We start from the raw sequence: 25,443 nt of genomic DNA, 5'->3' as shown, positions 1-25,443 counted from the left end.
TCTGACCCCGCCGAGGGCCCGATCATTGTCACGAATTGTAATGTTGTTAAGAACGATTTACATTTGCACCCCGCGCAACTGACCTGCGCCCTCCCGCAGATGGACCTGACCCCGCCCGACGCCGCCGCTCGGGTGCCGGATGACTGTTGCCGCCCACCCTTTCCCTTCCCGCCCCGAGCCCTCCATGTCCCTCTACGCTTCCCGCCTGCCCCGCCGCGCGCCGCTGTCGGCCGCGCTGCTGTCCGTCCTGATCCTGTCGGCTCCCTCGGCGTTCGCCGTCGAAGCCGCCGCCGATGCGTCCGACGCCAAGACCCTGGACAAGGTGAGCGTGCGCGCCGACAAGGCCGCGCCGGCCAGCACCACGCGCCTGCCGATCACCCTGCAGGAAACCCCGCAGTCGTCCACCGTGATCGGCCTGCAGCGCCTGCAGGACGAATCGCTGTTCAGCATCAACGACGTGATGCGCAACGTGACCGGCGTCAGCGTGTCCTTCTATGACACCCAGCGCCCGCTGTACTACGCGCGTGGTTTCGCCATCACCGACTTCCAGGTCGATGGCATTCTGACCTACAGCGGCTCGACCAACCAGGAATACGACACCGCCTTCTACGACCGCGTGGAAGTGATCCGCGGTGCCAACGGCCTGCTCAGTGGCGCCGGTGTGCCCTCGGCCACGGTGAACCTGCTGCGCAAGCGCCCGGGCAAGGAGTTCGATGCCTCGTTCGCAGTCAGTGCCGGCAGCTGGGACTACCGCCGTATGGAGGCGGACGTGAACGCGCCGCTGACCAGCGACGGCCGCTTCCGCAGCCGCGTGGTGGCCGCCTACACCGATCGTGATTTCTATTACGACCGCTACAAAGAAAACAAGATGGCCGGCATGGCCGTGCTGGAAGGCGATGTGACCGACAGCACCACGGTCACCCTGGGCTACCAGACCCAGGACAACAACCCGGTGGGTTCCACCTGGGGCACCGTGCCGTTCTTCGACAGCCAGGGCAACTTCGCCCACCTGCCGCGCTCGACCAACCTGTCGCCGAAGTGGAGCTACTGGCAGCGCGAGACCAGCACCGTGTTCGCCAACCTGGAACAGCGTTTCGGCGACGACTGGCTGCTGAAGGTCAACACCGCCTACACCCGCGGCAACGTGCAGAACGTGCGTCTGTATGGCACCGGCAACCCGAACCCGACCACCGGCTCGGGCATCTTCCTGCGCGCCGCCGCCGGCGATGCCGAAGACACCCGCCGCAACATCGATGCCTACCTGACCGGCACGTTCGAGCTGTTCAACCAGCAGCACGACCTGACCTTCGGCGCGCAGTGGGCCGACCTGGAAGCGACCACCAACACCACCACGCTGAACTTCCCGACCGACTGGGCACGCTGCGGCAGCGAACGCTGCTACTACATTCCCAACGTGTACGACTGGAACGGTGATATTTCCGAGGTGACCTACACCCGTACCGGTGCGCGCCGCGTGGCCAAGACCACGCAGAGCGGCGTGTACCTGGCCGCGCGCCTGCACCTGGCCGAGCCGCTTTCGCTGATCGCCGGCGCACGCCTGAGCCGCTGGGAAACCCGTACCCGCGCGTTCAACGCGGCCGGCACCTACACCGGCACCAGCGGCGCCTACAAGGTGAGCGATGAAGTGACCCCGTACGTGGGCCTGGTCTTCGACATCACCCCGAATGTCTCTGCGTATGCCAGCTACACCGAAATCTTCAATCCGCAGAACTACAAGGACAAGAACGAGAACCTGCTGGCACCGGTGCAGGGTTCGAACCTGGAAGCGGGCCTGAAGACCCAGTGGTTCGACGGCCGCCTGACCGCCAATGCCGCGGTGTTCGAGGCCAAGCAGGACAACTACGCGGTGCGCGACATGAGTGTGCCGGACAACTCGCTCAGCGATGGCAGCTCGGCCTACATCGGCGTGAACGGCACCAAGGCGCGTGGCTGGGAAATGGACGTGAACGGCGAGATCCTGCCGGGCTGGACCGTCAACGCCGGCTTTACCCACGTGAAGGTGACCCGCGCGGCCACCGACCTGCTGTACGCCAACCCCGCCGAAGACCTGCTGCAGATCAACACCCAGCTGCGCCTGCGCGGCGCCTTGGAACGCCTGAGCGTGGGTGCCGGCGTGCAGTGGCAGAGCAAGGTGCAGGGCTACAACATTCCCTACCCGCTGGGTGGCACGGTCACGGTGAACCAGCCGGCCTACGCACTGGTGCAGTTCAACGCGAACTACCGCATCAGCGACAACTGGACGGCCACGCTGAGCGTGCGCAACGCGCTGGACAAGACCTACTGGGCCAACCTGGACTACAACAACTACGGCGAACCGCGCTTCGTGGCCGCCAGCCTGCGCTGGAAGTTCTAAGCCAGGCAGCGGGGTCGGATCCCTTTCCGCAGGAAAGGGCTCTGACCCCATCGCGGGGCCCATCCACGCATGGCGTGGATCTACTGTGGATGCCGACCGCTGGTCGGCACACGACCTGAATGGGCCCGCCTGCGTGCGGGCCCTTCGTTCTGGGCCAACCTGGACTACAACAACTACGGCGAACCGCGCTTCGTGGCCGCCAGCCTGCGCTGGAAGTTCTAAGCCAGGCAGCGGGGTCGGATCCCTTTCCGCAGGAAAGGGCTCTGACCCCATCGCGGGGCCCATCCACGCATGGCGTGGATCTACTGTGGGTGCCGACCGTTGGTCGGCACACGCGCCACGACCTGAATGGGCCCGCCTGCGTGCGGGCCCTTCTCTTTTGCTGCACTGCGAGTTGCGGGCCACTTCATAATTATGGCGTAATTATTCCAACGCCAATCGGAAGCCGGTCGATGAACCCGAGCTGGGACACGTTGCAACGCAGCCGCCAGGCCCGCCTGGAACGGGCCGCGCCCTGGGCACGGGGCCGCCAGGTCGCCGCCGCCGATGTCGCCGACCTGCTGCATGCCCTGCTGGAACCGGGCGACAAGGTCTGCCTGGAGGGCAACAACCAGAAGCAGGCCGATTTCCTGGCCCAGGCGCTGGCCGACCTGGACCCGGCGCGGGTGCACGACCTGCACATGGTGCAGTCGGTGCTGTCCCTGCCCTCGCACCTGGATGTGTTCGAGCGCGGCATCGCCTCGAAACTGGACTTCTCGTTCTCCGGCCCGCAGTCGGTGCGGCTGGCCAACCTGGTGGCCGAAGGGCGCATCCAGATCGGTGCGATCCACACCTACCTGGAACTGTTCGGCCGCTACTTCATCGACCTGACCCCGCGCGTGGCCCTGGTGGCCGCGCAGGCCGCCGACCGCCACGGCAACCTGTACACCGGCCCGAACACCGAAGACACCCCGGTGATCGTGGAAGCCACCGCATTCGGCGGCGGCATCGTGATCGCCCAGGTCAACGAAATCGTCGACACCCTCCCCCGCGTCGATATCCCCGCTGACTGGGTCAACTTCGTGGTGCAGGCACCGCGGCCGAACCACATCGAGCCGCTGTTCACCCGCGATCCGGCGCAGATTTCCGAAATCCAGGTGCTGATGGCGATGATGGCCATCAAGGGCATCTACGCCGAGTACGGGGTGAACCGCCTCAACCACGGCATCGGCTTCGATACGGCCGCCATCGAGCTGCTGCTGCCCACCTATGCCGAATCACTGGGGCTGAAAGGAAAGATCTGCCAGCACTGGGCACTGAACCCCCATCCGGCACTGATTCCGGCCATTGAATCGGGCTTCGTCAAATCGGTGCATTCGTTCGGTTCGGAACTGGGCATGGAGAAGTACATCGCCGCCCGTGGCGATGTGTTCTTCACCGGTGCCGACGGCTCGATGCGCTCCAACCGCGCGTTCTCGCAGACCGCCGGCCTGTACGCGTGTGACATGTTCATCGGTTCGACCCTGCAGGTCGACCTGCAGGGCAACAGTTCCACCGCCACCCGCGACCGCATTGCCGGCTTCGGCGGTGCGCCGAACATGGGGTCGGATGCACGTGGCCGCCGCCATGCCAGCGATGCCTGGATCAAGGCCGGCCAGCAGGCCGCACGGCCCGGCGAAATGCCGCGCGGTCGCAAGCTGGTGGTGCAGATGGTGGAAACCTTCCGCGAACACATGGCGCCGGCCTTCGTTGATCGCCTGGATGCCTGGGAACTGGCCGAGCGCGCGCAGATGCCGCTGCCGCCGGTGATGATCTACGGCGACGATGTCAGCCACGTGCTGACCGAAGAAGGCATTGCCAACCTGCTGCTGTGCCGCACGCCGGAGGAACGCGAACAGGCGATCCGCGGCGTGGCCGGCTACACCGCCGTAGGCCTGGGCCGCGACCGCGCGATGGTGGAAAACCTGCGCGACCGTGGCGTGATCCAGCGCCCGGATGACCTGGGCATCAACGTGCGCGATGCCAGCCGCGACCTGTTGGCGGCGCGTTCGGTGAAGGATCTGGTGCGCTGGTCCGGCGGCCTGTACGACCCGCCCAAGCGCTTCCGCAACTGGTAAGGGACAGAGCATGGAAACCCTCGACTATCGATTCGACGGCAGCCGGCCGGTGCAGTTCCCGCACGATGCGGTGCTGGTGGGCGTACTGGCCTCGGGCAATCTGGAAATCCTGCTGGAACCGGCAGCACAGGACGGCGCGCTGACCGTGCGCGTCATCACCGCAGCGCAGGGCTTTGGCACCATCTGGCAGGCGGTGATCGCCGATTTCGCCCAGCGCCATCCGCTGAGTGACGTGCGGGTGTCCATCAACGATGCCGGCGCGACCCCTGCGGTGGTCAGCCTGCGCCTGGACCAGGCAGTGGAAACCCTGCTGGGCGGAGGCACGCCATGATCCCGTTGCAACGCCACAGCTATTACGAAGCCGATGCGCGCGGGCGGATTGCCGGCCTGGTCGATGCCGGTTCCTTCCACGAATTCCTGGGCCCCACCCGGCGGGTGATGAGCCCGCACCTGGCCCAGCTCGACCAGCCGGCCGCCTTCGACGATGGCATCGTGGTGGGCGAAGCCACGCTGCAGGGCAAGCGCGTGCTGCTGGCCGCGCAGCAGGGCGAATTCATGGGCGGCGGCGTGGGCGAAGTGCACGGCGCCAAGCTGACCGGACTGCTGCGGCGCGCAGCGCAGACCCGCCCGGACGGCGTGCTGTTGCTGCTCGACACCGGCGGCGTACGCCTGCATGAGGCCAACGCCGGGCTGATCGCCATTTCCGAAATCATGCGCGCCACCCTGGACGCGCGTGCGGCAGGGGTACCGGTGATCGCATTGATCGGCAGCGGCAACGGCGCGTTTGGCGGCATGGGCATCGTCGCCCGCTGCTGCACGACGGTGGTCATGTCCGAAGAAGGCCGGTTGTCGCTGTCCGGACCGGAAGTGATTGAAACCGTACGCGGCGTGGAAGAGTTCGACGCACGCGACCGCGCCCTGGTGTGGCGGGTGACCGGCGGCAAGCACCGTTACCTGATCGACCAGGCCCAGGTGCTGGTAGCCGATTCCCTGCAGGCCTTCGCGCAGGCCGCCGTGGATGCGCTGCAGGCCGACACCGTAAGCGCCGACACCGACACCGCGTTGAGCGCGCTGCAGGCACGCCACGCCGCGTTGAAGGCACGCGTGCAGGCGTGGGGCGAGTGCAACGATGGCCTGCAGGTCTGGGCCCGGCAGGGCATTGCCGAACCCGAGCGTCTGCCGCTGCTGGACACCGCCGACTTCCTTGCCGCCACCGCCCAGCGGAGACTGCCATGACCCCGCCGCTGAACACCCTGCTCGATGCCCTGTTCCCGCGCGGCCATGCCGTTGCCGTGCACGATTCGGTGCTTGCCGGCAGCGCCACCACCGACGATGGCGAGGTGACCGTGATCGGCACCACTGACCGCATCGAAGTGGGCGTTGACCACGCGCTGGCGCTGGCCGACACGGTACTGGCCAGTACCGCCGCCCACCCGCAGCGGCCGATCGTGATGCTGGCCGATACCGCTGGCCAGCGCCTGGCCCGTCGCGATGAAATGCTGGGCATCAACGGCTACTTCGCCCATCTGGCGCAGACGCTGGACCTGGCACGCCGGCGCGGTGCGCGCCTGGTGACCCTGGTCTACGGCGAATCGGTCAGTGGCGGCTTCCTGTCCTTTGGCCTGATGGCCGATCACATCCATGCCCTACCCGACGCGCAGGTACGGGTGATGGACCTGCGCGCGATGGCGCGGGTGACCAAGCAGCCGCTGGAAAAACTGCAGGCGCTCAGCCAGAGCTCGCCGGTGTTCGCACCGGGCGTGGGTAACTACGTGGCGATGGGCGCGGTGCAATCGCTGTGGGACGGTGACCTGGCCCAGCACCTGCTGCAGGCCCTGCGTACGCCTGCCGACGGCGACCGGCGCGCAGCGCTGGGTGCGCAGCGTGGCGGCCGTGCACTGGCCGCCGATGTATCCATTGCGGTGGCCCGCGGCGATGCCTGACCGGCCCGCCCGCCACACGCTGGTCTGGCTGTCGGCGCACGCCGATTGGCGGGCCGACGTGGCCGCGTACGAGCCGCGCCTGGCGGCGTGGTTCGCGCAGGGGCTGCCGGCGATGGTGGCGCGGCGTGCGGTGGACGACCCCGACCCGCGGCTGCGGCTGGGCGTGCCGCTGCCGCCCAGCGAGGGCAAGCAGCGGCTGGCGCTGCGCGTACCGCTGCAGGACGTGCAGCGCATGCAGGCACCGCCGGCGCTGGATGAACTTCTGGTCGCTGGCGTGCCCGCCAAGTGGAAACACGCCGTGCTGGCGCTGGCAGAGATCGCGCCGGCACGCGTGTTTGGCGCCTTCGCCTGGCAGCATCTGAGCGGTCTGCCCTACGTGCATGCCGGCTCGGACATCGATCTGCTGTGGCAGGTGGATGTGAGCGCGCAGGCCGAGACCCTGGTCGATCAGCTGCAAGCGTGGGAACGCGCACAGGGCCGCCGGGTGGATGGCGAACTGTGCCTGGCCGACGGCGGCGCAGTGAACTGGCGCGAGTACGCCGGTGGCAGCCGCCAGGTGCTGGTCAAGCGCCTGCACGGCGCCGCACTGGAACCGCGCGAGCGCCTGTTCGTTGCCACCGGAGTGGCCGCATGAGCGCCCTGGCCCACGTGCTGCCACCTGCTGCGCGCGATGTCGACAGCGCGCGCTTGGGCCGCCTGGCCATCGCCAGCCTGCACGCCGAACTGGCGTGCGCGCCCAAGCCGGGCCTGGTGACCCCCTTCAGCACCGGCAGCCATGACGACATGGATGCCGGCACGTTCCTGCGCAGCCTGTTCGCGCTGCGCCACTACTTCACCGACATTGCCCGCGCGGGCGCGGACGATGCGCCGTTTGCACGCTTGCGCACGCTCGGCATCGGCGCGGAAGCGGCCATGCTGCATGCCACCGGCGGCATCAACACCCATCGCGGTGCCATCTTCAGCCTGGGCCTGCTGGTGGCCGCTGCGGCACGCTGCCGCCGCCAGCACGGCCACGCCGCGCCCGCCGCGCAGGTCTGCCTGGCGGTACAGCACTGGGCCAGCGATCTTGCCGCTGCGCCGCTGGATGCCGGCAGCCCCGGCCAGCGCGCGCGCCTGCGCCATGGCGTGCCGGGCGTGCGCGAACAGGCCGCCGCCGGTTACCCGCTGCTGCGCGAGCTGGCCGTGCCCACCCTGCGCCACGCCCTGCACGCGGGCCTGCCGCGCGATGCAGCGCTGTGCCAGACCCTGATGCAGCTGGTTGCACGCGTGGATGACCTGAACCTGCTGCACCGCGGCGGTGCCGACGGCCTGGCCTGGGCACAGCAGCAGGCACGCGGTTTTGTTGATGGCGGCGGTGCGTTCGCCGCTGGCTGGCAGGCACGCCTGCACCGCATCGGCGAGGGTTTCGTGGCGCGTCGCCTGAGCCCTGGTGGCAGTGCCGATCTGCTGGCCTGCAGCTGGTTCCTGCTGCAGCAGGAGGACGCATGAGCCTGGCCCTGCTCTGTCCCGGACAAGGCGCGCAGCACGCGGCGATGTTTGATCGCGTGCGCGACCTGCCTGCCGCCGGTGACGTGCTGGATGCCGCGCAGGCGGTGCTGGGCCGCGATGTCGTTGCGGCCGCCGCCGATGAGGCACGCTTCGACAACGCACTGGCGCAGCCGCTGCTGTGTGCGGCCACGCTGGCGCACTGGCAGGGCCTGCGCGATGCGCTGCCGGCGCCGGTCCTGGTGGCCGGCTACAGCATCGGCGAGCTGGCCGCGCATGCGGTGGCCGACAGCCTGGATGCCCGCGCCTGCCTGCAGCTGGCGGCCCGCCGCGCGCAGCTGATGGACGCTGCCAGCCCGGCCGACAGCGGCCTGCTGGCGGTGCTGGGCTTGCAGCGGCAAACGCTGCAGGCACTGTGCGATGCACACGCCGTGCACATCGCCATCGCCAACGGCGCCGATCACTTCGTCGTGGGCGGCACGCAGGCGTCACTGCACACTCTGGCCGTTGTCGCGCGCGCGCAGGGTGCAGAGGTGCGCGTGCTGCCGGTGCATGTGGCCGCGCACACGCCGCTGCTTGCGGTCGCTGTCGCACCGTTCGCCACGGCGCTGGAGGCGGCGGCGGTGCGCGCGCCAACGCTACCGGTGCTGGCCGGCATCGATGCGCGCCCGGTGCGTGATCGCGCGGCGGTGATCCACACCTTGTCGGCACAGCTGGCACAGACCATCGAATGGGCACAGGTGATGCGCCAGGCCTTCGAGCGTGGCGCGCGGGTATTCCTGCAGCTGGGGCCGGGCACGGCACTGGCGCGCATGGTGGCCGCGTCCTACCCCTGCTGCCAGGTGCGCGCGGTGGAAGAGTTCCAGGGCCTGGACGGCGCAGCGGCATGGGTCCGCAACGCGCTGGACCGGCAGTAGTAACGGGTTCGAGCAGTACGTAGCACGCAGCATGCAGTACGACGCCTTACCCCGGGATGGCGGGTCTCCATCCGAGCTGTACCGCGAGTCACGTGTCTGGGAGGGCGCATGAGTCCACAAATCGCAACGATCATCGGCCTGGTGATCATGTTCATCGTCGCCACCGCCATGCCGATCAACATGGGCGCCGTGGCCTTCGCGCTGGCTTTCATCATCGGCGGTCTCTGGGTCGACATGGGCGGCAAGGAAGTGCTTGCCGGCTTCCCCGGCGACCTGTTCCTGACCCTGGTCGGCATCACCTACCTGTTCGCGATCGCGCAGAAGAACGGCACCATCGATCTACTGGTGCATTGGGCAGTGAAAGCGGTGCGCGGCCATATCGTGGCCATTCCGTGGGTGATGTTCGTCATCACCGCCGTGCTGACCGCCTTCGGTGCGCTGGGCCCGGCTGCGGTGGCGATCATTGGCCCGGTCGCACTGCGCTTTGCCAAGCAGTACAACATCAACCCGTTGATGATGGGCCTGCTGGTGATCCATGGCGCGCAGGCCGGCGGCTTTTCGCCCATCAGCGTGTACGGCAGCATCACCAACGGCGTGGTGCAGAAGGCCGGCCTGGAAGTGACCGAAATGGCGGTGTTCCTGACCAGCCTGGGCTTCAACTTCATGATGGCCATCATCTGCTTCGTGGCATTCGGCGGCATCGCCCTGCTGCGCCGCGGCTCGATCACGGCCACCGGCGGCGTGGGTACGGCGGAACTGGCGATGGCCGGTGGACCGCAGGCCTCGTCGCGGCAGTTCGCCATTGAAGGCCATGGCGCACTGGTGGCCGCCGGCGGTGGCACGCTGTCCAACGATCCGGTGGCGCTGGAAGCCGTGGGCTTCACCCGCGAACGCCTCTTCACCCTGATCGGCCTGCTGGGCCTGGGCGTGGCCGCGCTGATCTACAACCTCAACGTCGGCCTTGTGTCGATCACCGTGGCCGTGGCGCTGGCGCTGCTGTCGCCGCAGAGCCAGAAGGGCGCGGTCGATGGCATCAGCTGGTCCACCGTGCTGCTGATCTGCGGCGTGGTGACCTACATCGGCGTGCTGGAACATGCCGGCGCGGTGGACTTCATCGGCCATGGGGTTTCCAGCATCGGCATTCCGCTGCTGGGCGCGCTGCTGGTCTGCTACGTGGGCGGCATCGTGTCGGCCTTCGCTTCGTCGGCCGCGGTGCTGGGCGCGACCATTCCGCTGGCGGTGCCATTCCTGATGCAGGGCCATCTGGGTGCGGCGGGCGTGATCTGCGCGCTGGCAGTGTCGTCCACCATCGTCGATGTCAGCCCGTTCTCGACCAATGGCGCACTGGTGGTGGCCTCGGCCGCGAAGGAAGAACGCGAAACCCTGTTCCGCCGCTTCCTGGTCTATAGCGGCCTGGTGGTGGTGTTTGGCCCACTGCTGGCCTGGCTGGTGTTCGTGGTGCCGGGCTGGATGTGAGTAAGTGCGTGGGGCGCCGGACCGTTCCGGCGCCCTCCTGCCGGATGGGTTCGGCGGGATGGGTTCGACGGGTAGAGTCGACCGTTGGTCGACTGCTCCTCGCATTGATGCCGGAGAACCCCGCGCTTCGCGCGATAGTCGACTGACAGTCGACTCTACCCCGTCGGTTTTGCCAGTCGGTTTCCGGGTCGGTCGTATCGCGTTACAGGTTCCACGCAGGGAGGCAGTACACTTTCCACCATGGCCATCGCTCCTGCTCCGCGTTCACCGAAGAAGCGCGCACCTCTGTATGAAGAGGTGGCCGAACATGTGCGCGAGCGCATCTACGATTACCGTCTGCCGCCCGGTGAGTGGATCGACGAGCCCGCGCTGTGCGAGGAACTGGGGATCAGCCGCACGCCGCTGCGCGAGGCGCTGAAGCTGCTGGCCGCCGAAGGTCTGGTGCAGATCGATGCCGGCCGTGGCGCGCGGGTCACCCGGCTGACCCTGGAAGACCTGAACCAGTTGTTCCCGGTGATGGCGATGCTGGAAGGCCGCTGCGCGCATGAGGCGGTGAAGCACATCGACGATGCCGGCGTGCAGCACCTGGAAGCGCTGCATGCGGCGATGGAAGGAGCAGCCGCCGAAGGCAACATTGCCGAGTACTACCGCAACAACTACCTGATCCACGAAACCGTGCAGCACTACGCCGGCAACCCGTGGCTGATCCGCATCACCCACGATCTGCACCGCATCCTGAAGATGCACCGCGGGCGCCAGTTGCTGGCCCCCGGCCGCACCGCGCAGTCGCTGGCCGAACACCGTGAGCTGATGGAATGCTTCCGCCGCCGCGATGCGGCCGCGGCCGAGCGCACCATGGAACGCCACCTGCTGAGCCAGGGCCAGGCACTGGCCGCCTACGTGGCCAGCGGCGGGCTGCTGAACGTGCCCGCGCCGTTGCCGACCGAAGGCGGCGGCTGACTGGGCGGTTGCGCTGCCGGGCATGGCCCGGCGCTACCACGGGCGTCTGACCCCGTTCCCACCCCACCGATGGCGGCTGACGGCGGCTGACCGCTGTTCTGTGGCCGCCACGACAAACGACGGCTGACCGCAGCTTGGTAGAGTCGAGCTTGCTCGACTGCTGTTGCGTGAAGCAGTCGAGCAAGCTCGACTCTACGAACGGCAGAAGCAGTCGAGCAAGCTCGACTCTACAAAATGCCTGCGCCTCAATCGCTGCAGCTGCCACCGCTGTCACTGCTGCAGTCCGATCCGCCGTGGCTGTGGCTGCTGTGGCTGTCACTGGAATAGCTGCCCGAGGAATCGTAGCTGCCACCGCCACTGCCATCGGCCCGGCTGCTGGACCCGTCGGCCGTGGCCGCGGCCATACACAGGATCGCCCCCACCAACGGCAGCAGCCAGACCAGCAGCAGCTGCACCGCCCGCCCACCGGCCGACACCTCTTCGCGCCCCAGTACCACGAAGGTGGCGACGAGGTTCAAGCCCAACACCAGGGCGACCAGGATCAGGGTTACCACCAGCATGCTGTGTCTCCGTAAGGGGGAACTGGTCCGGTCATGGTGCACCCATCAGTGCCTGGATCCGCGCGCGCTCCTCCAGCGGCCGCTGGAAATCCATCGGATACACCGGCGCATGGCGCTCGCTTTTCAGGAGGAAGATGCCTTCGCTGTGCAGATAGGCGCCACGGGCGCGACCCAGGCTGTCATGCCACATCGTCCACAGCGGCACCCGGATCGTGCCCGGGACCTTGCCAGGCGAGCGCAGCACGTCCTGCACCTGCAGCACCAGGCGGATTTCATTGCTCACGCCCGGCCCCGTAGGGGCGTCTGGATCGGTCAGTGGCCGCCCCCTGCCATCGACCATTTCCACCGCCACCACCGTGGCCCGGACAATCTGGTCGGCCTCGGCAACCATGTCCTGCAACGGCTTGGGCGCCAGCGAGGTGGCCAGTGCCGGCATGGCCGCGCCCAGGCACAGCAGCCCAGCCAGCAGGATCGCGGGGGATTTCATGGCGGTACTCCGTCCCTGGATGCCCGCTGACGATAGCACCGCCGCGCCGGTTCGCCCTGCCTGTCATGAAGATGGGACAATGTAGGGCGCGCCGGCCCGGCCCTGTGGGTCCGCCGGCCCCCTTGCACCACACGGAAGAAGAAGAACAACAACATGCTGAAAGTCATTTTCGATACCGACCCGGGCGTGGATGACGCCCTGGCCCTGCTGTACCTGCACAAGCACCCGCAGATCGACCTGGTGGGCGTGACCACCACCTTCGGCAACGCCTCGGTGGAATCGACCACCCACAACGCGCTGTACCTGAAGCAGGCCTGGGGCTTTGCCGCCCCGGTCGCGCGTGGCGCAGGCGGCCCGCTGCAGCCCGAGGCCACCCCGGAAGCCTGGCCGGTGCACATCCACGGCCACAATGGGCTGGGCAACCACCCGGTGCCCGCCACGCTGGACGTGGCCGCCGATGCGCGCCCGGCGCACCAGCTGATCATCGACCTGGTGCGCGCGCACCCGGGCGAAGTGACCCTGGTGGCCGTGGGCCGCATGACCAACCTGGCCCTGGCCCTGCAGCAGGCACCGGATATCGCCGGCCTGGTGCGCGGTGTGGTGCTGATGGGCGGCGCCTTCCACGTGAACGGCAACATCACCCCGGCGGCTGAAGCCAACATCTGGGGCGACGCCGAAGCGGCCGACATCGTGTTCACCGCGCAGTGGCCGGTGACCGCCATCGGCCTGGATGTCACCACCTGCGTGGAAATGGACCGCGATGGCCTGGACCAGCTGGCCGCCATCGGCGGTGCCGACGCCGAACTGGTGCGCGCGTTGTCGCAGGACTACGTGGACTTCTACCTGCAGGCCGGGCACAAGGGCATGGTGGTGCACGACTGCTGCGCCTGCATCGCGCTGACCCGCCCGGAGCTGTTCCAGTTCGAACGCGCCAGCGTGCGCGTGGCCACCGACGGCGTGGCCCGCGGCATGACCATTCCCAAGCCGGAAGGCCTGGCCTTCGGCCCCAGCGAGTGGGATGGCCACGTGCTGCAGTCGATCGCCATCGGCGTGGATGCGGCGGCCGTACTGGACGATATCGCGCAGACCCTGAAGGTCTGATCGCCTAGCGTCTGGCCCTGCCCGGGGTTGTCTCGGGCAGGGTCCACAGCACCGGCAGCACCAGCACGGCCACCAGCGCGATCATTGCGCCCGGCGCCGCCGCCCAGCCGCTGCGTTCCACCCACCACTGCGCCAACCAGGGTGTGGCCCCGCCGAACACCGCCGTGGCCATGGTCACGCCCAAGGCCAGCCCGCTCACCCGGCCCTCGCCGGGAAACTGCTCGGCCGTGGCCGGTGCGGCTACCGCGCTCACTCCGCCGGCCACGCAGGCCAGCACCACCGCCGCCAGCGCCATGCCCAGCGGCGAGGCCTGCGCCATCGCGCCGAACATCGACAGCGGCAGCAGCGCCGCCAGCGCGGTGAGTACCAGCAACAGCGGACGCCGCCCGAAACGGTCGGACAGCGCACCGCACAGCGGCGTGATCGCAATCACGGCCACCGCCGCAACCGTGGACAACCACAGCGCATCGCCCTCATCGTGGCCCTGCGCATGCAGGAACGCCGGCACATAGGTGATGCCCACGTAGTAGGTGATCGACCCGAGCGCGGAAATCGCGAACGTACGCGCCACTGCGCCAGGATGGTGGCGCAGCACGTGCCGCAGCGGCGTGGCCGGAATGCTGCCCTCGCGCCGCTGCCGCTCGAATTCGGGGGACTCGTGCATGCCCGAGCGTGCAATCAGGATCACCAGCGCCAGCGCGGCGCCAACGAAGAACGGAATGCGCCAGCCCCAGCCATCCAGCTGTGCCGGCGTGAGCAGCGCCACCGTCACCGCGGAAATCGCCACCGCCAGCAGCGCGCCGACCTCACTGGCGGCCGACGCCAACGAGGTGACCAGGCCGCGCCGCCGCGCCGGTGCGCTTTCCAGTAGGTAGGCCACCACGCCGGTGTATTCGCCACCTACCGAGAACGCCATCACGCAGCGCAGGAGCAGCAACAGCACGCCAGCCGTAGCGCCTGCGGTGGCAGCCGTGGGCAGCAGTGCGGTAGCCAGCATCGCCGCGGCCATCAATGCCATCGAGGCCAGCAGCATCCAGCGCCGGCCAAGACGATCGCCCAGGTGGCCGAAGCACAAGGCGCCCAGCGGACGCATCAGATAGGAGACCGCGAAGCCGGCCAGGGTGACCAGCATGGCCTGCTCACCGCCACCAAAAAACACCCGTGACAGCACGGTGGCGAAGTACAGGTACAGGGTGAAGTCGTACCACTCCACCACGGTGGACAGGCCAGCCACCCACATCGAACGCTGCCGCGCCGCCGTCATCTCATTCATGGCGGCAGGGTGTCACGCGCGCAGTGACGGCGCAGTGCATCGGGGTCGGATCCCGTTTCCACAGGAAACGGGCTCTGACCCCACGCGGGCGATTGTGGGGTCAGAGCCCTTTGCCATGGCAAAGGGATCTGACCCCTTGCTCTTCACCCCGGCAGCTGCAGCCGCGCCTGCAGGCCGCCACCGTCGCGGTTGCGCAGCTGCAGCGAACCGCCCAGCGACTGCGCCAGCTGCACGGCGATGGCCAACCCCAGCCCGGTGCCGCCGGTATCGCGGTTGCGCGATTGTTCCAGGCGATGGAACGGCGCCAGTACCGCCTGCAGCTCGGCCTCGGGAATGCCGGGGCCGCGGTCGGACACGGCGATCCACACCCTGCCCGCCGCATCGCGCCCCGCCTCGATCTCGGCGCTGCCGGCGTAGCGCACTGCGTTGTCGACCAGGTTGCCGACCACCCGCCGCAGCGGCTGCGGCCAGGTCTGCACGGTCAGGCCCGCGGCCGCACCCCCCGTAACCGGCTTGCCCATGTCTTCATAGTCGCCCACCACACTGGCCAGGAACGCGCCCAGATCCATCGCCACCGGCGCGCCGCTGGCCACATGGCTGCTGCGTGCATAGGCCACGCCTTCGCGCACCAGTTGCCCCAGGTGGTCCAGGTCATCCAGTAGGCGCTGCTGGGTGGCATCTTCCGGCAGTGTTTCCACGCGCAGCTTCATGCGCGTGATCGGCGTCTGCAGATCGTGCGAGATGGCCGCCAGAATCTGCAGGCGCTCGCTGACATGGCCACGGATGCGTGTCTGCAGGCCATTGAGCGCCGCGGCCGCGGCGCCGACTTCGGCCGGCCCATCCTCTGCCAGCGGCGCGGCATCACTGCCCGGCTGCAGTTGTTCAACCGCCTGCGACAGACGCGCCAGCGGCTTCATGGCCAGGCGCACCGCCAACCACGCGCACGCCAGCAACAGGGCCAGCTGCAGCAGCAGCACCGCCGGCAACCAGCGCGCCAGCGGCAGCCCCGAAGGGGTCACTTCGATGGTCAACGGCGTACCGTCGTGCAGCTTCAGCTCCACTTCGAAGCGCTCCGGAAGGCGCGCAACCTGGCGCGCCTGCAGCGGATAGCGGTGTTCCAGGCTGTCATCGATGATCGCGGTGACCTGGCGCGCACGCTCGGTTTCAAGCGCCGGCCCCGCTGCCGCCGGGCGCAGCAGGTAGCGATACGTGCGCCTCTCCAGCCGCGGCACCCAGGCCGCGCGCTCACGGGCCGGCAGGTGCTCCAGCAGGGCCACGCTCACCGCCACGTCTTCGTCCAGGTTGCGCAGCATCATGCTGCGGGTGGCCTGGTAGCGCTCGAAGAACAACAGGCCGAAGGACAGCGCGTGCGCCAGGGTCAGCCCGCCCAGCAACAACAGCAGCAGGCGCGCGGACAACGTGCGCGGCCACGGCAGGCGGCGCGCGACGGCCTTCATTCCTGCGGCCCCAGCAACTGCACCGGTACGCTGAACACATAGCCTTCGCTGCGCACCGTCTTGATGTAGGTCGGCTCGCGCGCATCATCGCCCAGGCGCTGGCGCACGCGGCTGACCAGCAGGTCGATGGAACGGTCGAACAGTTCGGCATCGCGACCCTGGGTGAGGCTGAGCAGCTGGTCGCGGCTGAGCACGCGGTTGGCATGGTCCAGGAACACGCGCAGCAGGCGGAATTCGGCACCACTGAGCGGATAGGCGGTGTCCTGCGCATCCAGCAGATGGCGTGCGGTGGTATCCAGCCGCCATTCGCCGAACGCCAACTGGCGCCCCGCTTCACTCACCTGCAGGTTCGGCGGCAGCATCTGCGTGCGGCGGATCACCGCATTGATGCGCGCCAGAAGCTCGCGCGAGGAGAACGGCTTGGTCACGTAATCATCGGCGCCCATTTCCAGGCCGATGATGCGATCGGTTTCATCATCGCGCGCGGTCAGCAGCACCACCGGCACCGCACGATGCTTGCCCGCACGCAGGTTGCGGCACAGGCTCAGGCCGTCCTCGCCGGGCATCATCACGTCCAGCACCACCAGGTCCACCGCGTGGGTATCCATCAGCGCGCGCATGGCCCGGCCGCCGTCGGCCTGGCTGACGCGCAAGCCGTTGCGCTGCAGGTAGTCGGCCAGCATCTGCCGGATGTCACTGTCATCGTCGACGACAAGAATGTGCGGTACGTGGTTCATGGCGTTCTCGATGAAGACAGGGAAAGGCCGCGCGGCGCGGCCATGGTAGCGCGGCTCAGGGACTGGCCAGCAGGCGCTGGATTTCGCTTTCGGTACGCGCGTAGTCACCTTCGCCGTAGTGCCGGTAGACCACCCGGCCCTGCCGGTCGACCAGGTACAGCGCCGGCCAGAAGCGGTTGCCCCATGCGTTCCAGATCCGGTACTGGTTGTCCTGCACCACCGGCCAGGTGATATCCAGGCGACGGATCGCGTGGCGCACGTTGCCCTGCAGTCCCTCATAGGCGAACTCGGGCGTGTGCACGCCCACCACGCGCAGGCCCTTCGGTGCGTAGCGTGCGTGCCACTGGTGCACGTAAGGCGCCACGTTCAGGCAGTTGCTGCAGGCATAGGTCCAGAACTCGACCAGCACCACCTGCCCGCGCAACTGCTCCAGGCGCAGCGGCGGGCTGTTGTGCCAGGGTCCGCCGCCGTCGAAACCGGCCGCGGCAACGGGCTCGGCCGGTTGCGCGTCCGCGGCGGGGCTGGGCCAGACCAGCAGCAGTGCCGCGCCACCGATCAGGGCCAGCAGCAACGGCAGGGCGTAGGTGCGCAGCGTGGCCATCGCTCAGCCCCCCTGCTCGGCCAGCGGCAGCTCGGCCGGCTTCACCCCCGCCGCTTCCAGGATGGTGTCGGCCACCTGCGCCGGGTGCGAGAGCAGCGACACGTGGCTGCTGCCGACCGACTGCAGCTGTGCACCGATGCGCTTTGCAGTGGCGGCCTGCAGTTGCGGCGACAGCATGCGGTCGTCGCGACTGAGCACGTACCAGCTCGGCTTGCCACGCCAGGCGGCGGTGGTGACGGCTTCGCCAAGGGCGCTGGCCTTCAGCGGCACCTGGGTGCTGTACAGCAGCGCTGCGGTCTTCTTCATCACGTCCGGCGCGAAGTCCTGGGCGATGGCATCGGCCGGCAGGCTCAGGTAGCCATCGCGGTCCTGCAGGCGGGTCAGGCCCGGGCCCACCGGGAACCCCTCGCCCTGCTGTGCCGACGATTGGCCGACATCGGGTGCGAAGGCGGCCACGTAGACCAGCGCCTGCACCTTGGGATCGTTGCCCGCTTCGGTGATGACCGTGCCACCCCAGCTGTGGCCGACCAGCACCACCTTGCCGGGCGCCGCAGCGATCGCACGACGGGTGGCCGCGACATCGTCGGCCAGCGACGTGAGCGGGTTCTGCACCGCCACTGCCGGTACCTTCCAATCGTGCAGCGTGCTGATGACCTTGTTCCAGCTGGAGCCATCGGCGAAGGCGCCGTGCACCAGGATGACGGTGGGCGGCGCGCCGGCATCGGCCTGCGCGGCGAAGGCGGGGGTGGCGGCGCCGGCCAGAGCCAGGGTGGCGGCAAGCAGGGTGGTGCGGATCATGGGAGCACTCCAGGGTTGGGAGTGGCCATTTCCGCCTGCGGGTGTATCGGCGCTGTTTCGCTGCGGGGCCGAGTTGTACCGGACTGTAGGGCGGTGGCGGGTTCCTACAGTGGGATACATTCGGCCGCCGGGCATCCTCGCGCGTACGTGCGGGGAACCTTTACCACCCGGTAGCACCGGGCCGCGCCCGGCGAACACGCGACCCGGCGTCTTTGTATCGGACTGTACGAAACCCCTGCCGCGGCCACAGTGGCTGACAAAACCCCGGGCAACGGCACACGTTGCCGATACCTGCGTGGCTCGAAATGGTCTCCATCGACCACTGGCCCGCAGGACACCTCCATGATCAGCACCGCCGCTTCGCGCTATACCCCCCGCCTGAATGCCGTTGGCCGCTGGCTCTCGCCGCTGGCCCTGCGTGCACTGCTGGCCTGGGAATTCTTCGAATCCGGCCGCGAGAAGCTGGGCGGGCAGAACTGGTTCGCCGATCTGGACGGGCGCTTCCCGTTCCCGTTCTCCACCCTGCCGGCATCGCTGAACTGGCAGTTGGCCACCTGGCTGGAGCTGGTCGGTGCAGTGCTGTTGCTGCTGGGCCTGGCCACGCGTTCGGTGGCCTACATCTTCTGGGTGCTGACCATCGTCGCCATTGCCGCCGTGCATTGGCCCGACCAGTGGAACGGCCTGGGCGAACTCTGGCAGGGCTATGCGATCACCGACCAGGGCTACGGCAACTTCAAGCTGCCGCTGCTGTTCCTGGCCATGTTGCTGCCGCTGATCCTCAACGGCGGCGGCGCACTCAGCCTGGACCAGCTGCTGGCCGGCCGACAGCGCGCCACGGTTGGCGATGACGGCCTGGGCTGGGGCGTCAGCCTGATCGCCCTGCTGCTGCCCGTCGCCGCGCTGCTGCCCGGCATCGGTTTCGGCGGCGCCGCGCTCGGCGGGGTCCTGCTGCTGGCCTACGCGCTGCGCCGTCGCCGCAGCGCCTGATCCAGCGCACTCACTGCGCATCCCTTTCGCTTTCCGTCGCGCCATGCGGCGTCCATCCCGCACGCCCTGCGTGCAATCCCAAGGAGTCACCACCATGTCCGTCTCGACCAAGAACACCTCTGCTTCCCGCCTGCCGCGCATCGGCGCCATTGGCATCGCCCTGGCCGGTGGCCTGCTGCTGGCCGGCCAGGCCGCTGCGATCCAACCGTTGGCAATCAGCGCGGTATCCATGAGCGCCGCCGCCGAAGGCAAGTGCGGTGAAGGCAAGTGCGGCGCCAACAAGGCCAGCACCAGCAAACCCGCCGGCAAGGCCAAGGTGGCCGAAGGCCAGTGCGGTGAAGGCAAGTGTGGCGATGCCTCGTTTGCCCGCACCGACCGTGACCACGACGGCCGCGTCTCGCGGGCCGAGTTCAACGCCGTGGCCGGCGAGCGCGCCGCCGAGTTCGATCGCATCGACACCAACCACGATGGCTACATCAGCGAACAGGAAGCACACGACTACCTGCGCAGCGTCTACACCGCCCACGGCAAGCCGATGCCGAAGGGTCTGTTCTCCCGCGTCAACGACTGATTGCCCCCACCCGGCGCCGCCGCAACGGCGGCGCCCTTGCCCTGGAGTAAGCGCATGCACACGCCCCTGCCCCCTGCCAGCGCCGGTCTTGGCCTGCGCCGCGGCCTGATCGATGAACTGCTGGCCATGCCGGCCGATGCCATCGATTTCCTGGAAGTCTCGCCGGACAACTGGATTGGCGTGGGCGGCGCCCACGGTGCCGCGCTGCGCCAGCTGAGCGAACGCCATCGCCTGACCTGCCATGGCCTGTCGTTGTCGCTGGGTGGGCCGGACCCGTTGGACCAGACCCTGCTGGCGCAGACCCGCGCCTTCCTCGATCTGCACCAGGTGCAGCTGTACAGCGAACACCTGAGCTACTGCGCCGCCGGCGGCCATGTTTACGACCTGCTGCCGCTGCCCTTCACTGCCGAAGCGGTACACCACGTCGCCGGTCGCATCGCCCAGGTGCAGGACATGCTGGGGCGGCGCATCGCGGTGGAAAACATTTCCTACTACGCCGTGCCTGGCGCGGACATGAGCGAGATCGACTTCATCAATGCCGTGCTGGACGAAGCCGACTGTGACCTGCTGCTGGACGTGAACAACGTTTTCGTCAACGCCTGCAACAACGGCTACGACGCCTTCGATTTCCTCGCCCGTGTACCGGCCCACCGCGTGGCGTCGCTGCATGTAGCTGGGCACTTCGACGAAGACGACGGCTTCAAGATCGACACCCATGGCGCGCCGGTGAAAGGCGTGGTGTGGGCGCTGCTGCGCGAGGCCTATGCGCGTGTTGGCGTGCGACCCACCCTGCTGGAACGCGATTTCAATTTTCCGCCGCTGGCCGAGCTGCTGGCCGAGGTGGAGCAGATCCGCCAGGCCCAGATCGATGTGCTGCAGCCCGAGGTGGCCCATGGCTGAGACACTGGCCACCCTGCAGCAGCGTTGGGCCGGGCATGTGCGTGACCCGTCCACGCCGGCACCGGCGGGCATCGACGCGCGGCGGCTGGCGGTCTATCGCCGCCTGTGCATCGACAGCCTGGACAGCCTGCTGGCCGGCAGCCTGCCGCGCCTGCAGCAGCACCTGGGCGGGCCACGCTGGCGCGGCATGGTCGAGCATTACTACGCCCGCCATGCCTGCCATACCCCGATGTTCCCGCAGATTGCCGGCGAGTTCGCCGCCTGGCTGGCAATGCAGGACACGCTGGCACTGCCAGGCTGGGCCGCAGAACTTGCGCACTACGAAAGCACGCAGCAGGCGCTGCATATCGAGGCACGCGATCCCGGGCAGGCGCTCGAACAGGCCGCAACGGGCACGCATGTGCTGGCACTGTCCACACACGTGCGTGTGCTGGGCTACCAGTGGCCGGTGCACCAGGACGAGGTGCTGACCACGCGGCCCGAGGCGGCGCCGACTTTGCTGTTGCTGCATCGCCACGCCGATTTCAGCCTGCACACGCAGGTGCTGGCACCGCTGGCCTACGCCCTGCTGACCGCACTGGGCAATGACGGCGCGCGCGTGGATGAGGCGCTGCAGCTGCTGGCCGACGCTCACGGTGTCGACCGCGGCGAACTGCAGGCCGCCACCGCACCGCTGCTCGCCCACCTGTGCGCAGCCGGCGTGCTGGTCGCAGCGCGCAGCGCCTGAACCCTGCGGCCACCGGCCGCCCTTCCCTTCTTCCTTCATCGAGGTCTGACCATGGCTGCTTCAACCCCTTCCTTCCTGCACGGCTGGCGTCTGTTCGTGGCCATCGCCGTGGTGCTGATCGCCTTCGCAATGGCCGCATTCGCTCTGCAACCCGACGTGGTGGAGGGCAGCCGCGCGGCCATCCGGGTGACCGCACGCACCTCGTTCGTGCTGTTCCTGGCCGCGTTCACCGCGTCATCGTTCGCCAGTCTGCTGCCCGGGCCAACCACCCACTTCCTGCTGCGCGAGCGCCGCATCATCGGCCTGTCGTTCGCGTTCTCGCACCTGCTGCATGCCGTGGCGATCACCACGTTCGGCATTCTGAACCCGGCGTTCTGGCCGGCGCGCTCGGCCCTGGCCAACCTGCCCGGCACGGTGGGCTACGTGGCGATCCTGGCGCTGGCGATCACCTCGCAGCGCGGCATCGCCCTGCGCATGGGGCCCACGGCATGGCGACGCCTGCACACCACCGGCATGTGGATCATCGCCGCGGTGTTCACCTATTCGTACTTCAAGCGCGTACCGGCCAACTTCTGGTACGCCGTGCCGTCGGCGCTGCTGTTCACTGCCTTCGTGGTACGCGCCATCGCCAAGCGTGGGCAGTCACTGAAGCGCAGTGCGCGTACGCGCCCGTTGCGGGCGGCGTGACGGACTGGGGGTCAGAGCCCTTTGCCGGTGGCAAAGGGATCTGACCCCTCGCGATAGGCCTTGTACGCCGCGACGATCACCTGCAGGCGCGCCTGCTGGTTCACTCCCATCGGCACCCGCTGCACGCGCTTGTACAGGGTGTTCCACATGTAACCGGAGCGGAAGAAGTACGGACGCACTTCCAGGAACGTCAGCACACCATCGACGATGTTGGGATCGTGCGCGGCCAACTGCTGCAGGGCGTGTGCATAGCCACCGGGAAACGCCAGCTCCGCATACCGTTGGTGGAACTGCGCACAGGCCTCGGCATGGCGCTGCTTCTCTTCCGGCCCACGCCAGCGCAGCGCCGCCGTCTCGTGGATGAGTCGCTGCAGCCGGTTGATTTCATCGGCGTTGCCGCGGATCAGTCGTTCCAGCGGGGCGCGGGGGTGGGCCATGGTTGCCGTGGTGTGCGGGTCCTTGGGGTCAGAGCCCTTGGCGTTGCCAAGGGATCCGACCCCGGGTTGGCTGGCGGTGGGTCAGAGCCCTTGGCCTTTGGCCAAGGGGTCCGACCCCGGGCGCAGGGTGATCAGGGTGATCTCCGAGGGTACGCCGATCCGCGCGGGGAAGCCCGCCCACAGGCCGGCGCCGTTGCTGACGTACAGGGTCATGTCATTGACCGCGTAGCGGCCGGACACGTAACCACCATTGGCGCGCTTCACCAGCTGGTCCATGCCGATGATCTGGCCGCCATGGGTATGCCCGGACAACTGCAGCTGCACGCCGCGCTCGGCCGCTTCGCGCGCGTTGCGCGGGCGGTGGTCCAGCAGGATCACCGGCGCGGCCGGGTCGGCACCGGCCAGGGCGGCGTCCAGATCGGGAAGCGGCAGGCCGTAGCGGGCCGCGACCGGATCGGTGACACCGGCGATGGTGATCGCCGCATCGCCACGACGCACCTGGGTATGACTGTTTTCCAGCACCTGCATGTGCAGCGCGCGGAACGCCTGCATCCATTCGCGGTACTGCGCGTAGTACTCGTGGTTGCCGGTGATGGCGATCACCCCGTCGGCGGCCTGCAGTTCACCCAGGGGCCGGAAATCATCGCGACGCGCGGCCACGGTGCCATCGATCAGGTCGCCAGTGATCACGATCAGGTCCGGCTTCAGCGCATTGCTTTCCGCCACGACCCGGCGCACCCAGTCGCCGGTCAGCAAGCGGCTGGCGTGGATGTCGGTGAGTTGCAGTACGCGGTAGCCGTCGAACGCCGCCGGCAGCCCGGCCATGTTCACTTCGATCTGCCGCACCTGCGGTACCGCCATGCCCTGGCTGACACCGTAACCACTGAGCAGCAGGGCCAATCCAGCCGCCAGCGGCCGCAGCATACGGGCGCGCAGCGCTGTCACCACGCGCGGCCAGCGCAGCAGGCGCGACAGCAGCAGGCCCGCATCCATCACCAGCAGGGCCAGCGCCAGCAGCAGCACGGCGGTGGAACCGGTGGCCAGCACGGCGATGGCCAGCTTGGGAATTTCCGGCGAGGCCATCGTGCCCCAGAAGGTGGCAACAATGCGCAGCTGCACCGCCAACGCCACCAGCAGCAGCGACAACAGCGCCTTGGCCCAGAGCGGCAGCCGCAGCGGCCAGAACAGGCGCCAGGCCACGTACAGGCCCATCAACAATCCAACAGTACTCAGCACAACGTGAATCCAGAACGTGGGGCGGCCATGGTGACCGACCAAGGTTGCAAAAGGTAGGAGAAATTTCCGCGCGTTACGACGCCAGACGCTGCACGCGCAGGCGGGCGATGCGGCGGGTTTCCATGGCCAGCACGGTGATGCGGAAACCGGCCACGTCCACGCTGTCGCCCGCGTCGGGCAGGCGCCCCAGCTGATCCAGCACCAGGCCGGAAATGGTCATGTAGTCGGCGCTGCGCGGCAGGGCCACGCCAGTCATCCGCTGCAGGTCATCCAGGGTCAGCGCGCCATCGGCCTCCCATTCGTCATCGCCCTGTGCCACCACGCCGTAGCGCTCGTCCTGGGTGTCGGCAAGGTCACCGGCAATGGCCGCCAGCAGGTCATTGGCGGTCACCAGGCCTTCCACGCTGCCGTACTCGTCCACCGCCACCGCCAGCGGCACCGGGTGCTGGCGGATCAGTTCCAGCGCCTGCAAGGCACTGGCGCTGGACAGCACGTACTGCGGCGCGCGCAGGTTGGCCTCCAGCTGCAAGGGACGGCCCTGCAGCAGGTCGGCCAGCAGGTCGCGGCTCTGCACCACGCCCCGCAGGCTGTCCAGGTCGCCCTCGCCCACCAGCAGTCGTGTATGCGGCGATGCCACCAGGCGCGCCACCACATCCTCATGGCCACGGGCCAGGTCGATCCACTGCACATCGGCACGTACGGTCATCACGCTGGACACCGGCCGATCGGCCAGGCCCAGCACGCTGCGGATCATCTCGTGCTCGGCCGGCTGCAGGCGCTCCTCATCTGCATGTTCTTCCTCGCCGTGGCCATCGTCGTGGCCGTTGGCCGGGCGTGCCCCCAGCATGCGCAGCACGGCGTCGGCGGTACGCTGGCGGAACGGCTGGCGGCGCTCGTTGCGCTCACGGTTGAAGCGCACCCACTGGTTGAAGGCTTCCACCAGGATCGAGAACGCGATGGCTGCGTACAGATAGCCCTTCGGAATCTTGTAACCCAGGCCTTCGGCCACCAGGCTGAAGCCGATCATCAGCAGGAAGCCCAGGCACAGCACCACCACGGTCGGGTGCTTGTTGACGAAGCGGGTGAGCGGCTTGCTGGCCAGCAGCATCAGCGCCATGGCAATGGTCACCGCGGCGTACATCACGCCCAGGTTGTCGACCATGCCGACGGCGGTGATCACCGAATCCAGCGAGAACACCGCATCGAGCACCACGATCTGCGCCACCACCATGGCGAAACTGGCGTAGACCTTCTTGCCATCGTCGTGGTGCTGGCGGCCTTCCAGCCGCTCGTGCAGTTCCATGGTGCCCTTGAACAGCAGGAACAGGCCACCGCCCAGCAGGATCAGGTCACGGCCGGAGAAGCTGTGCTCGAACAGCACCAGCAGCGGCTCGGTCAGCTTCATGATCCACGACAGTGCCGCCAGCAGCACCAGGCGCATCAGCAGGGCCAGGGCCAGGCCGATCACCCGTGCGCGGTCGCGCTGGTGCGGGGGCAGCTTGTCGGCCAGGATCGCGATGAACACCAGGTTGTCGATGCCCAGCACGATTTCCAGCACGATCAGGGTTGCAAGGCCCATCCAGATCGAGGGGTCAGCCAACCATTCCATTTCAGTTCCGTTTGTTCAGTAGTA

At 68.2% G+C, this 25,443-nt stretch carries 27 protein-coding genes; 17 read left to right on the top strand and 10 right to left on the bottom strand.

All coding sequences use genetic code 11. The features are described from left to right. The first annotated feature begins 184 nt into the window (after positions 1 to 184). From C1930_RS05965 to C1930_RS05920, 11 genes are all read left to right on the top strand, one after another. Positions 185 to 2,374: a TonB-dependent siderophore receptor gene (locus C1930_RS05965; RefSeq protein ID WP_108771306.1), complete on the top strand. Its 2,190-nt coding sequence runs from the start codon at positions 185 to 187 to the stop codon at positions 2,372 to 2,374. A 69-nt stretch (positions 2,375 to 2,443) separates the two neighbouring features. Further along, positions 2,444 to 2,596 carry a hypothetical protein gene (locus tag C1930_RS20165; RefSeq protein WP_159093556.1) on the top strand — a complete coding sequence of 51 codons (153 nt, stop codon included), beginning with the start codon at positions 2,444 to 2,446 and terminating at the stop codon, positions 2,594 to 2,596. 230 nt (positions 2,597 to 2,826) lie between these two features. Beyond that, on the top strand, positions 2,827 to 4,470 hold the full coding sequence (gene mdcA / locus C1930_RS05960) for a malonate decarboxylase subunit alpha (protein ID WP_108755664.1): 1,644 nt from the start codon (positions 2,827 to 2,829) through the stop codon (positions 4,468 to 4,470). Positions 4,471 to 4,480: 10 nt separating this feature from the next. Next, positions 4,481 to 4,801, top strand: a complete 321-nt coding sequence (mdcC, locus tag C1930_RS05955; RefSeq protein WP_108771305.1) for a malonate decarboxylase acyl carrier protein — start codon at positions 4,481 to 4,483, stop codon at positions 4,799 to 4,801. Then, a complete protein-coding gene (locus C1930_RS05950) occupies positions 4,798 to 5,706 on the top strand; it encodes a biotin-independent malonate decarboxylase subunit beta (RefSeq protein ID WP_108771304.1) in 909 nt (302 codons plus the stop codon). The genes mdcC and C1930_RS05950 overlap by 4 nt, the downstream gene beginning before the upstream one ends. Continuing rightward, positions 5,703 to 6,413: a biotin-independent malonate decarboxylase subunit gamma gene (gene mdcE / locus C1930_RS05945; RefSeq protein ID WP_108771303.1), complete on the top strand. Its 711-nt coding sequence runs from the start codon at positions 5,703 to 5,705 to the stop codon at positions 6,411 to 6,413. The genes C1930_RS05950 and mdcE overlap by 4 nt, the downstream gene beginning before the upstream one ends. Further along, positions 6,406 to 7,047, top strand: coding sequence for a malonate decarboxylase holo-[acyl-carrier-protein] synthase (mdcG, locus tag C1930_RS05940; RefSeq protein WP_108771302.1), 642 nt, complete (start codon positions 6,406 to 6,408; stop codon positions 7,045 to 7,047). The genes mdcE and mdcG overlap by 8 nt, the downstream gene beginning before the upstream one ends. Then, a complete protein-coding gene (gene mdcB / locus C1930_RS05935; RefSeq protein WP_108771301.1) occupies positions 7,044 to 7,901 on the top strand; it encodes a triphosphoribosyl-dephospho-CoA synthase MdcB in 858 nt (285 codons plus the stop codon). Before mdcG ends, mdcB begins: the two co-directional genes overlap by 4 nt. Continuing rightward, positions 7,898 to 8,815 (top strand): malonate decarboxylase subunit epsilon, encoded by a 918-nt coding sequence (gene mdcH, locus C1930_RS05930; protein WP_108771300.1) that lies wholly within the window; start codon positions 7,898 to 7,900, stop codon positions 8,813 to 8,815. Before mdcB ends, mdcH begins: the two co-directional genes overlap by 4 nt. Positions 8,816 to 8,923: 108 nt before the next feature. Further along, positions 8,924 to 10,291 carry an SLC13 family permease gene (locus C1930_RS05925; RefSeq protein ID WP_108752453.1) on the top strand — a complete coding sequence of 456 codons (1,368 nt, stop codon included), beginning with the start codon at positions 8,924 to 8,926 and terminating at the stop codon, positions 10,289 to 10,291. Between the two features lie 240 nt (positions 10,292 to 10,531). Beyond that, positions 10,532 to 11,251, top strand: a complete 720-nt coding sequence (locus tag C1930_RS05920; RefSeq protein WP_108771299.1) for a GntR family transcriptional regulator — start codon at positions 10,532 to 10,534, stop codon at positions 11,249 to 11,251. 245 nt (positions 11,252 to 11,496) lie between these two features. Here C1930_RS05920 and C1930_RS05915 read toward each other — a convergent pair whose 3' ends face one another. After that, entirely contained in the window at positions 11,497 to 11,811 is a 315-nt protein-coding gene (locus tag C1930_RS05915; RefSeq protein WP_108771298.1) for a hypothetical protein, read from the bottom strand. Between the two features lie 31 nt (positions 11,812 to 11,842). After that, positions 11,843 to 12,298: a hypothetical protein gene (locus C1930_RS05910; protein ID WP_108771297.1), complete on the bottom strand. Its 456-nt coding sequence runs from the start codon at positions 12,296 to 12,298 to the stop codon at positions 11,843 to 11,845. A gap of 153 nt (positions 12,299 to 12,451) precedes the next feature. Here C1930_RS05910 and C1930_RS05905 point away from each other — a divergent pair, with 153 nt between their 5' ends. After that, complete coding sequence (locus C1930_RS05905; RefSeq protein WP_108771296.1) at positions 12,452 to 13,399, top strand: nucleoside hydrolase; 948 nt, start codon at positions 12,452 to 12,454, stop codon at positions 13,397 to 13,399. 4 nt (positions 13,400 to 13,403) lie between these two features. Here C1930_RS05905 and C1930_RS05900 read toward each other — a convergent pair whose 3' ends face one another. The 5 genes from C1930_RS05900 to C1930_RS05880 form a co-directional block, all read right to left on the bottom strand. Continuing rightward, positions 13,404 to 14,663 (bottom strand): MFS transporter, encoded by a 1,260-nt coding sequence (locus tag C1930_RS05900; protein WP_108771295.1) that lies wholly within the window; start codon positions 14,661 to 14,663, stop codon positions 13,404 to 13,406. Between the two features lie 152 nt (positions 14,664 to 14,815). Continuing rightward, a complete protein-coding gene (locus C1930_RS05895; protein WP_108771294.1) occupies positions 14,816 to 16,129 on the bottom strand; it encodes a HAMP domain-containing sensor histidine kinase in 1,314 nt (437 codons plus the stop codon). Then, complete coding sequence (locus tag C1930_RS05890) at positions 16,126 to 16,866, bottom strand: response regulator (RefSeq protein WP_108748893.1); 741 nt, start codon at positions 16,864 to 16,866, stop codon at positions 16,126 to 16,128. The genes C1930_RS05895 and C1930_RS05890 overlap by 4 nt, the downstream gene beginning before the upstream one ends. Positions 16,867 to 16,921: 55 nt before the next feature. After that, a complete protein-coding gene (locus C1930_RS05885; protein WP_108771293.1) occupies positions 16,922 to 17,467 on the bottom strand; it encodes a redoxin family protein in 546 nt (181 codons plus the stop codon). A gap of 3 nt (positions 17,468 to 17,470) precedes the next feature. Then, positions 17,471 to 18,265 carry an alpha/beta hydrolase gene (locus C1930_RS05880; RefSeq protein WP_108771292.1) on the bottom strand — a complete coding sequence of 265 codons (795 nt, stop codon included), beginning with the start codon at positions 18,263 to 18,265 and terminating at the stop codon, positions 17,471 to 17,473. 342 nt (positions 18,266 to 18,607) lie between these two features. Between C1930_RS05880 and C1930_RS05875 the strand changes: the two genes are divergently transcribed. The 5 genes from C1930_RS05875 to C1930_RS05855 all read left to right on the top strand — a co-directional run bounded on the left by C1930_RS05875 (position 18,608) and on the right by C1930_RS05855 (position 22,137). Then, positions 18,608 to 19,252, top strand: coding sequence for a DoxX family protein (locus C1930_RS05875; RefSeq protein WP_108771291.1), 645 nt, complete (start codon positions 18,608 to 18,610; stop codon positions 19,250 to 19,252). Between the two features lie 94 nt (positions 19,253 to 19,346). Then, a complete protein-coding gene (locus tag C1930_RS05870; RefSeq protein WP_108755650.1) occupies positions 19,347 to 19,823 on the top strand; it encodes an EF-hand domain-containing protein in 477 nt (158 codons plus the stop codon). A gap of 54 nt (positions 19,824 to 19,877) precedes the next feature. Continuing rightward, positions 19,878 to 20,723 (top strand): DUF692 domain-containing protein, encoded by an 846-nt coding sequence (locus C1930_RS05865; protein WP_108771290.1) that lies wholly within the window; start codon positions 19,878 to 19,880, stop codon positions 20,721 to 20,723. Beyond that, positions 20,716 to 21,450 (top strand): putative DNA-binding domain-containing protein, encoded by a 735-nt coding sequence (locus tag C1930_RS05860; RefSeq protein WP_108771289.1) that lies wholly within the window; start codon positions 20,716 to 20,718, stop codon positions 21,448 to 21,450. The genes C1930_RS05865 and C1930_RS05860 overlap by 8 nt, the downstream gene beginning before the upstream one ends. Before the next feature lie 51 nt (positions 21,451 to 21,501). Further along, positions 21,502 to 22,137 (top strand): ferric reductase-like transmembrane domain-containing protein, encoded by a 636-nt coding sequence (locus C1930_RS05855; protein WP_108771288.1) that lies wholly within the window; start codon positions 21,502 to 21,504, stop codon positions 22,135 to 22,137. Between the two features lie 11 nt (positions 22,138 to 22,148). On the opposite strand, the gene C1930_RS05850 is transcribed toward C1930_RS05855, so the two are convergent. From C1930_RS05850 to C1930_RS05840, 3 genes are all read right to left on the bottom strand, one after another. After that, on the bottom strand, positions 22,149 to 22,574 hold the full coding sequence (locus C1930_RS05850; protein ID WP_108755646.1) for a hypothetical protein: 426 nt from the start codon (positions 22,572 to 22,574) through the stop codon (positions 22,149 to 22,151). An 81-nt stretch (positions 22,575 to 22,655) separates the two neighbouring features. After that, positions 22,656 to 23,819, bottom strand: coding sequence for a metallophosphoesterase (locus C1930_RS05845; RefSeq protein ID WP_108772544.1), 1,164 nt, complete (start codon positions 23,817 to 23,819; stop codon positions 22,656 to 22,658). 64 nt (positions 23,820 to 23,883) lie between these two features. After that, positions 23,884 to 25,419 carry a TerC family protein gene (locus C1930_RS05840; protein ID WP_108771287.1) on the bottom strand — a complete coding sequence of 512 codons (1,536 nt, stop codon included), beginning with the start codon at positions 25,417 to 25,419 and terminating at the stop codon, positions 23,884 to 23,886. Positions 25,420 to 25,443 lie beyond the last annotated feature (24 nt).

This window comes from Stenotrophomonas sp. SAU14A_NAIMI4_8 (genome assembly GCF_003086695.1).
Lineage (GTDB): Bacteria > Pseudomonadota > Gammaproteobacteria > Xanthomonadales > Xanthomonadaceae > Stenotrophomonas.
Note: the sequence above shows the minus strand (reverse complement) of the source record. Positions and strands in the feature narration are given on the sequence as shown.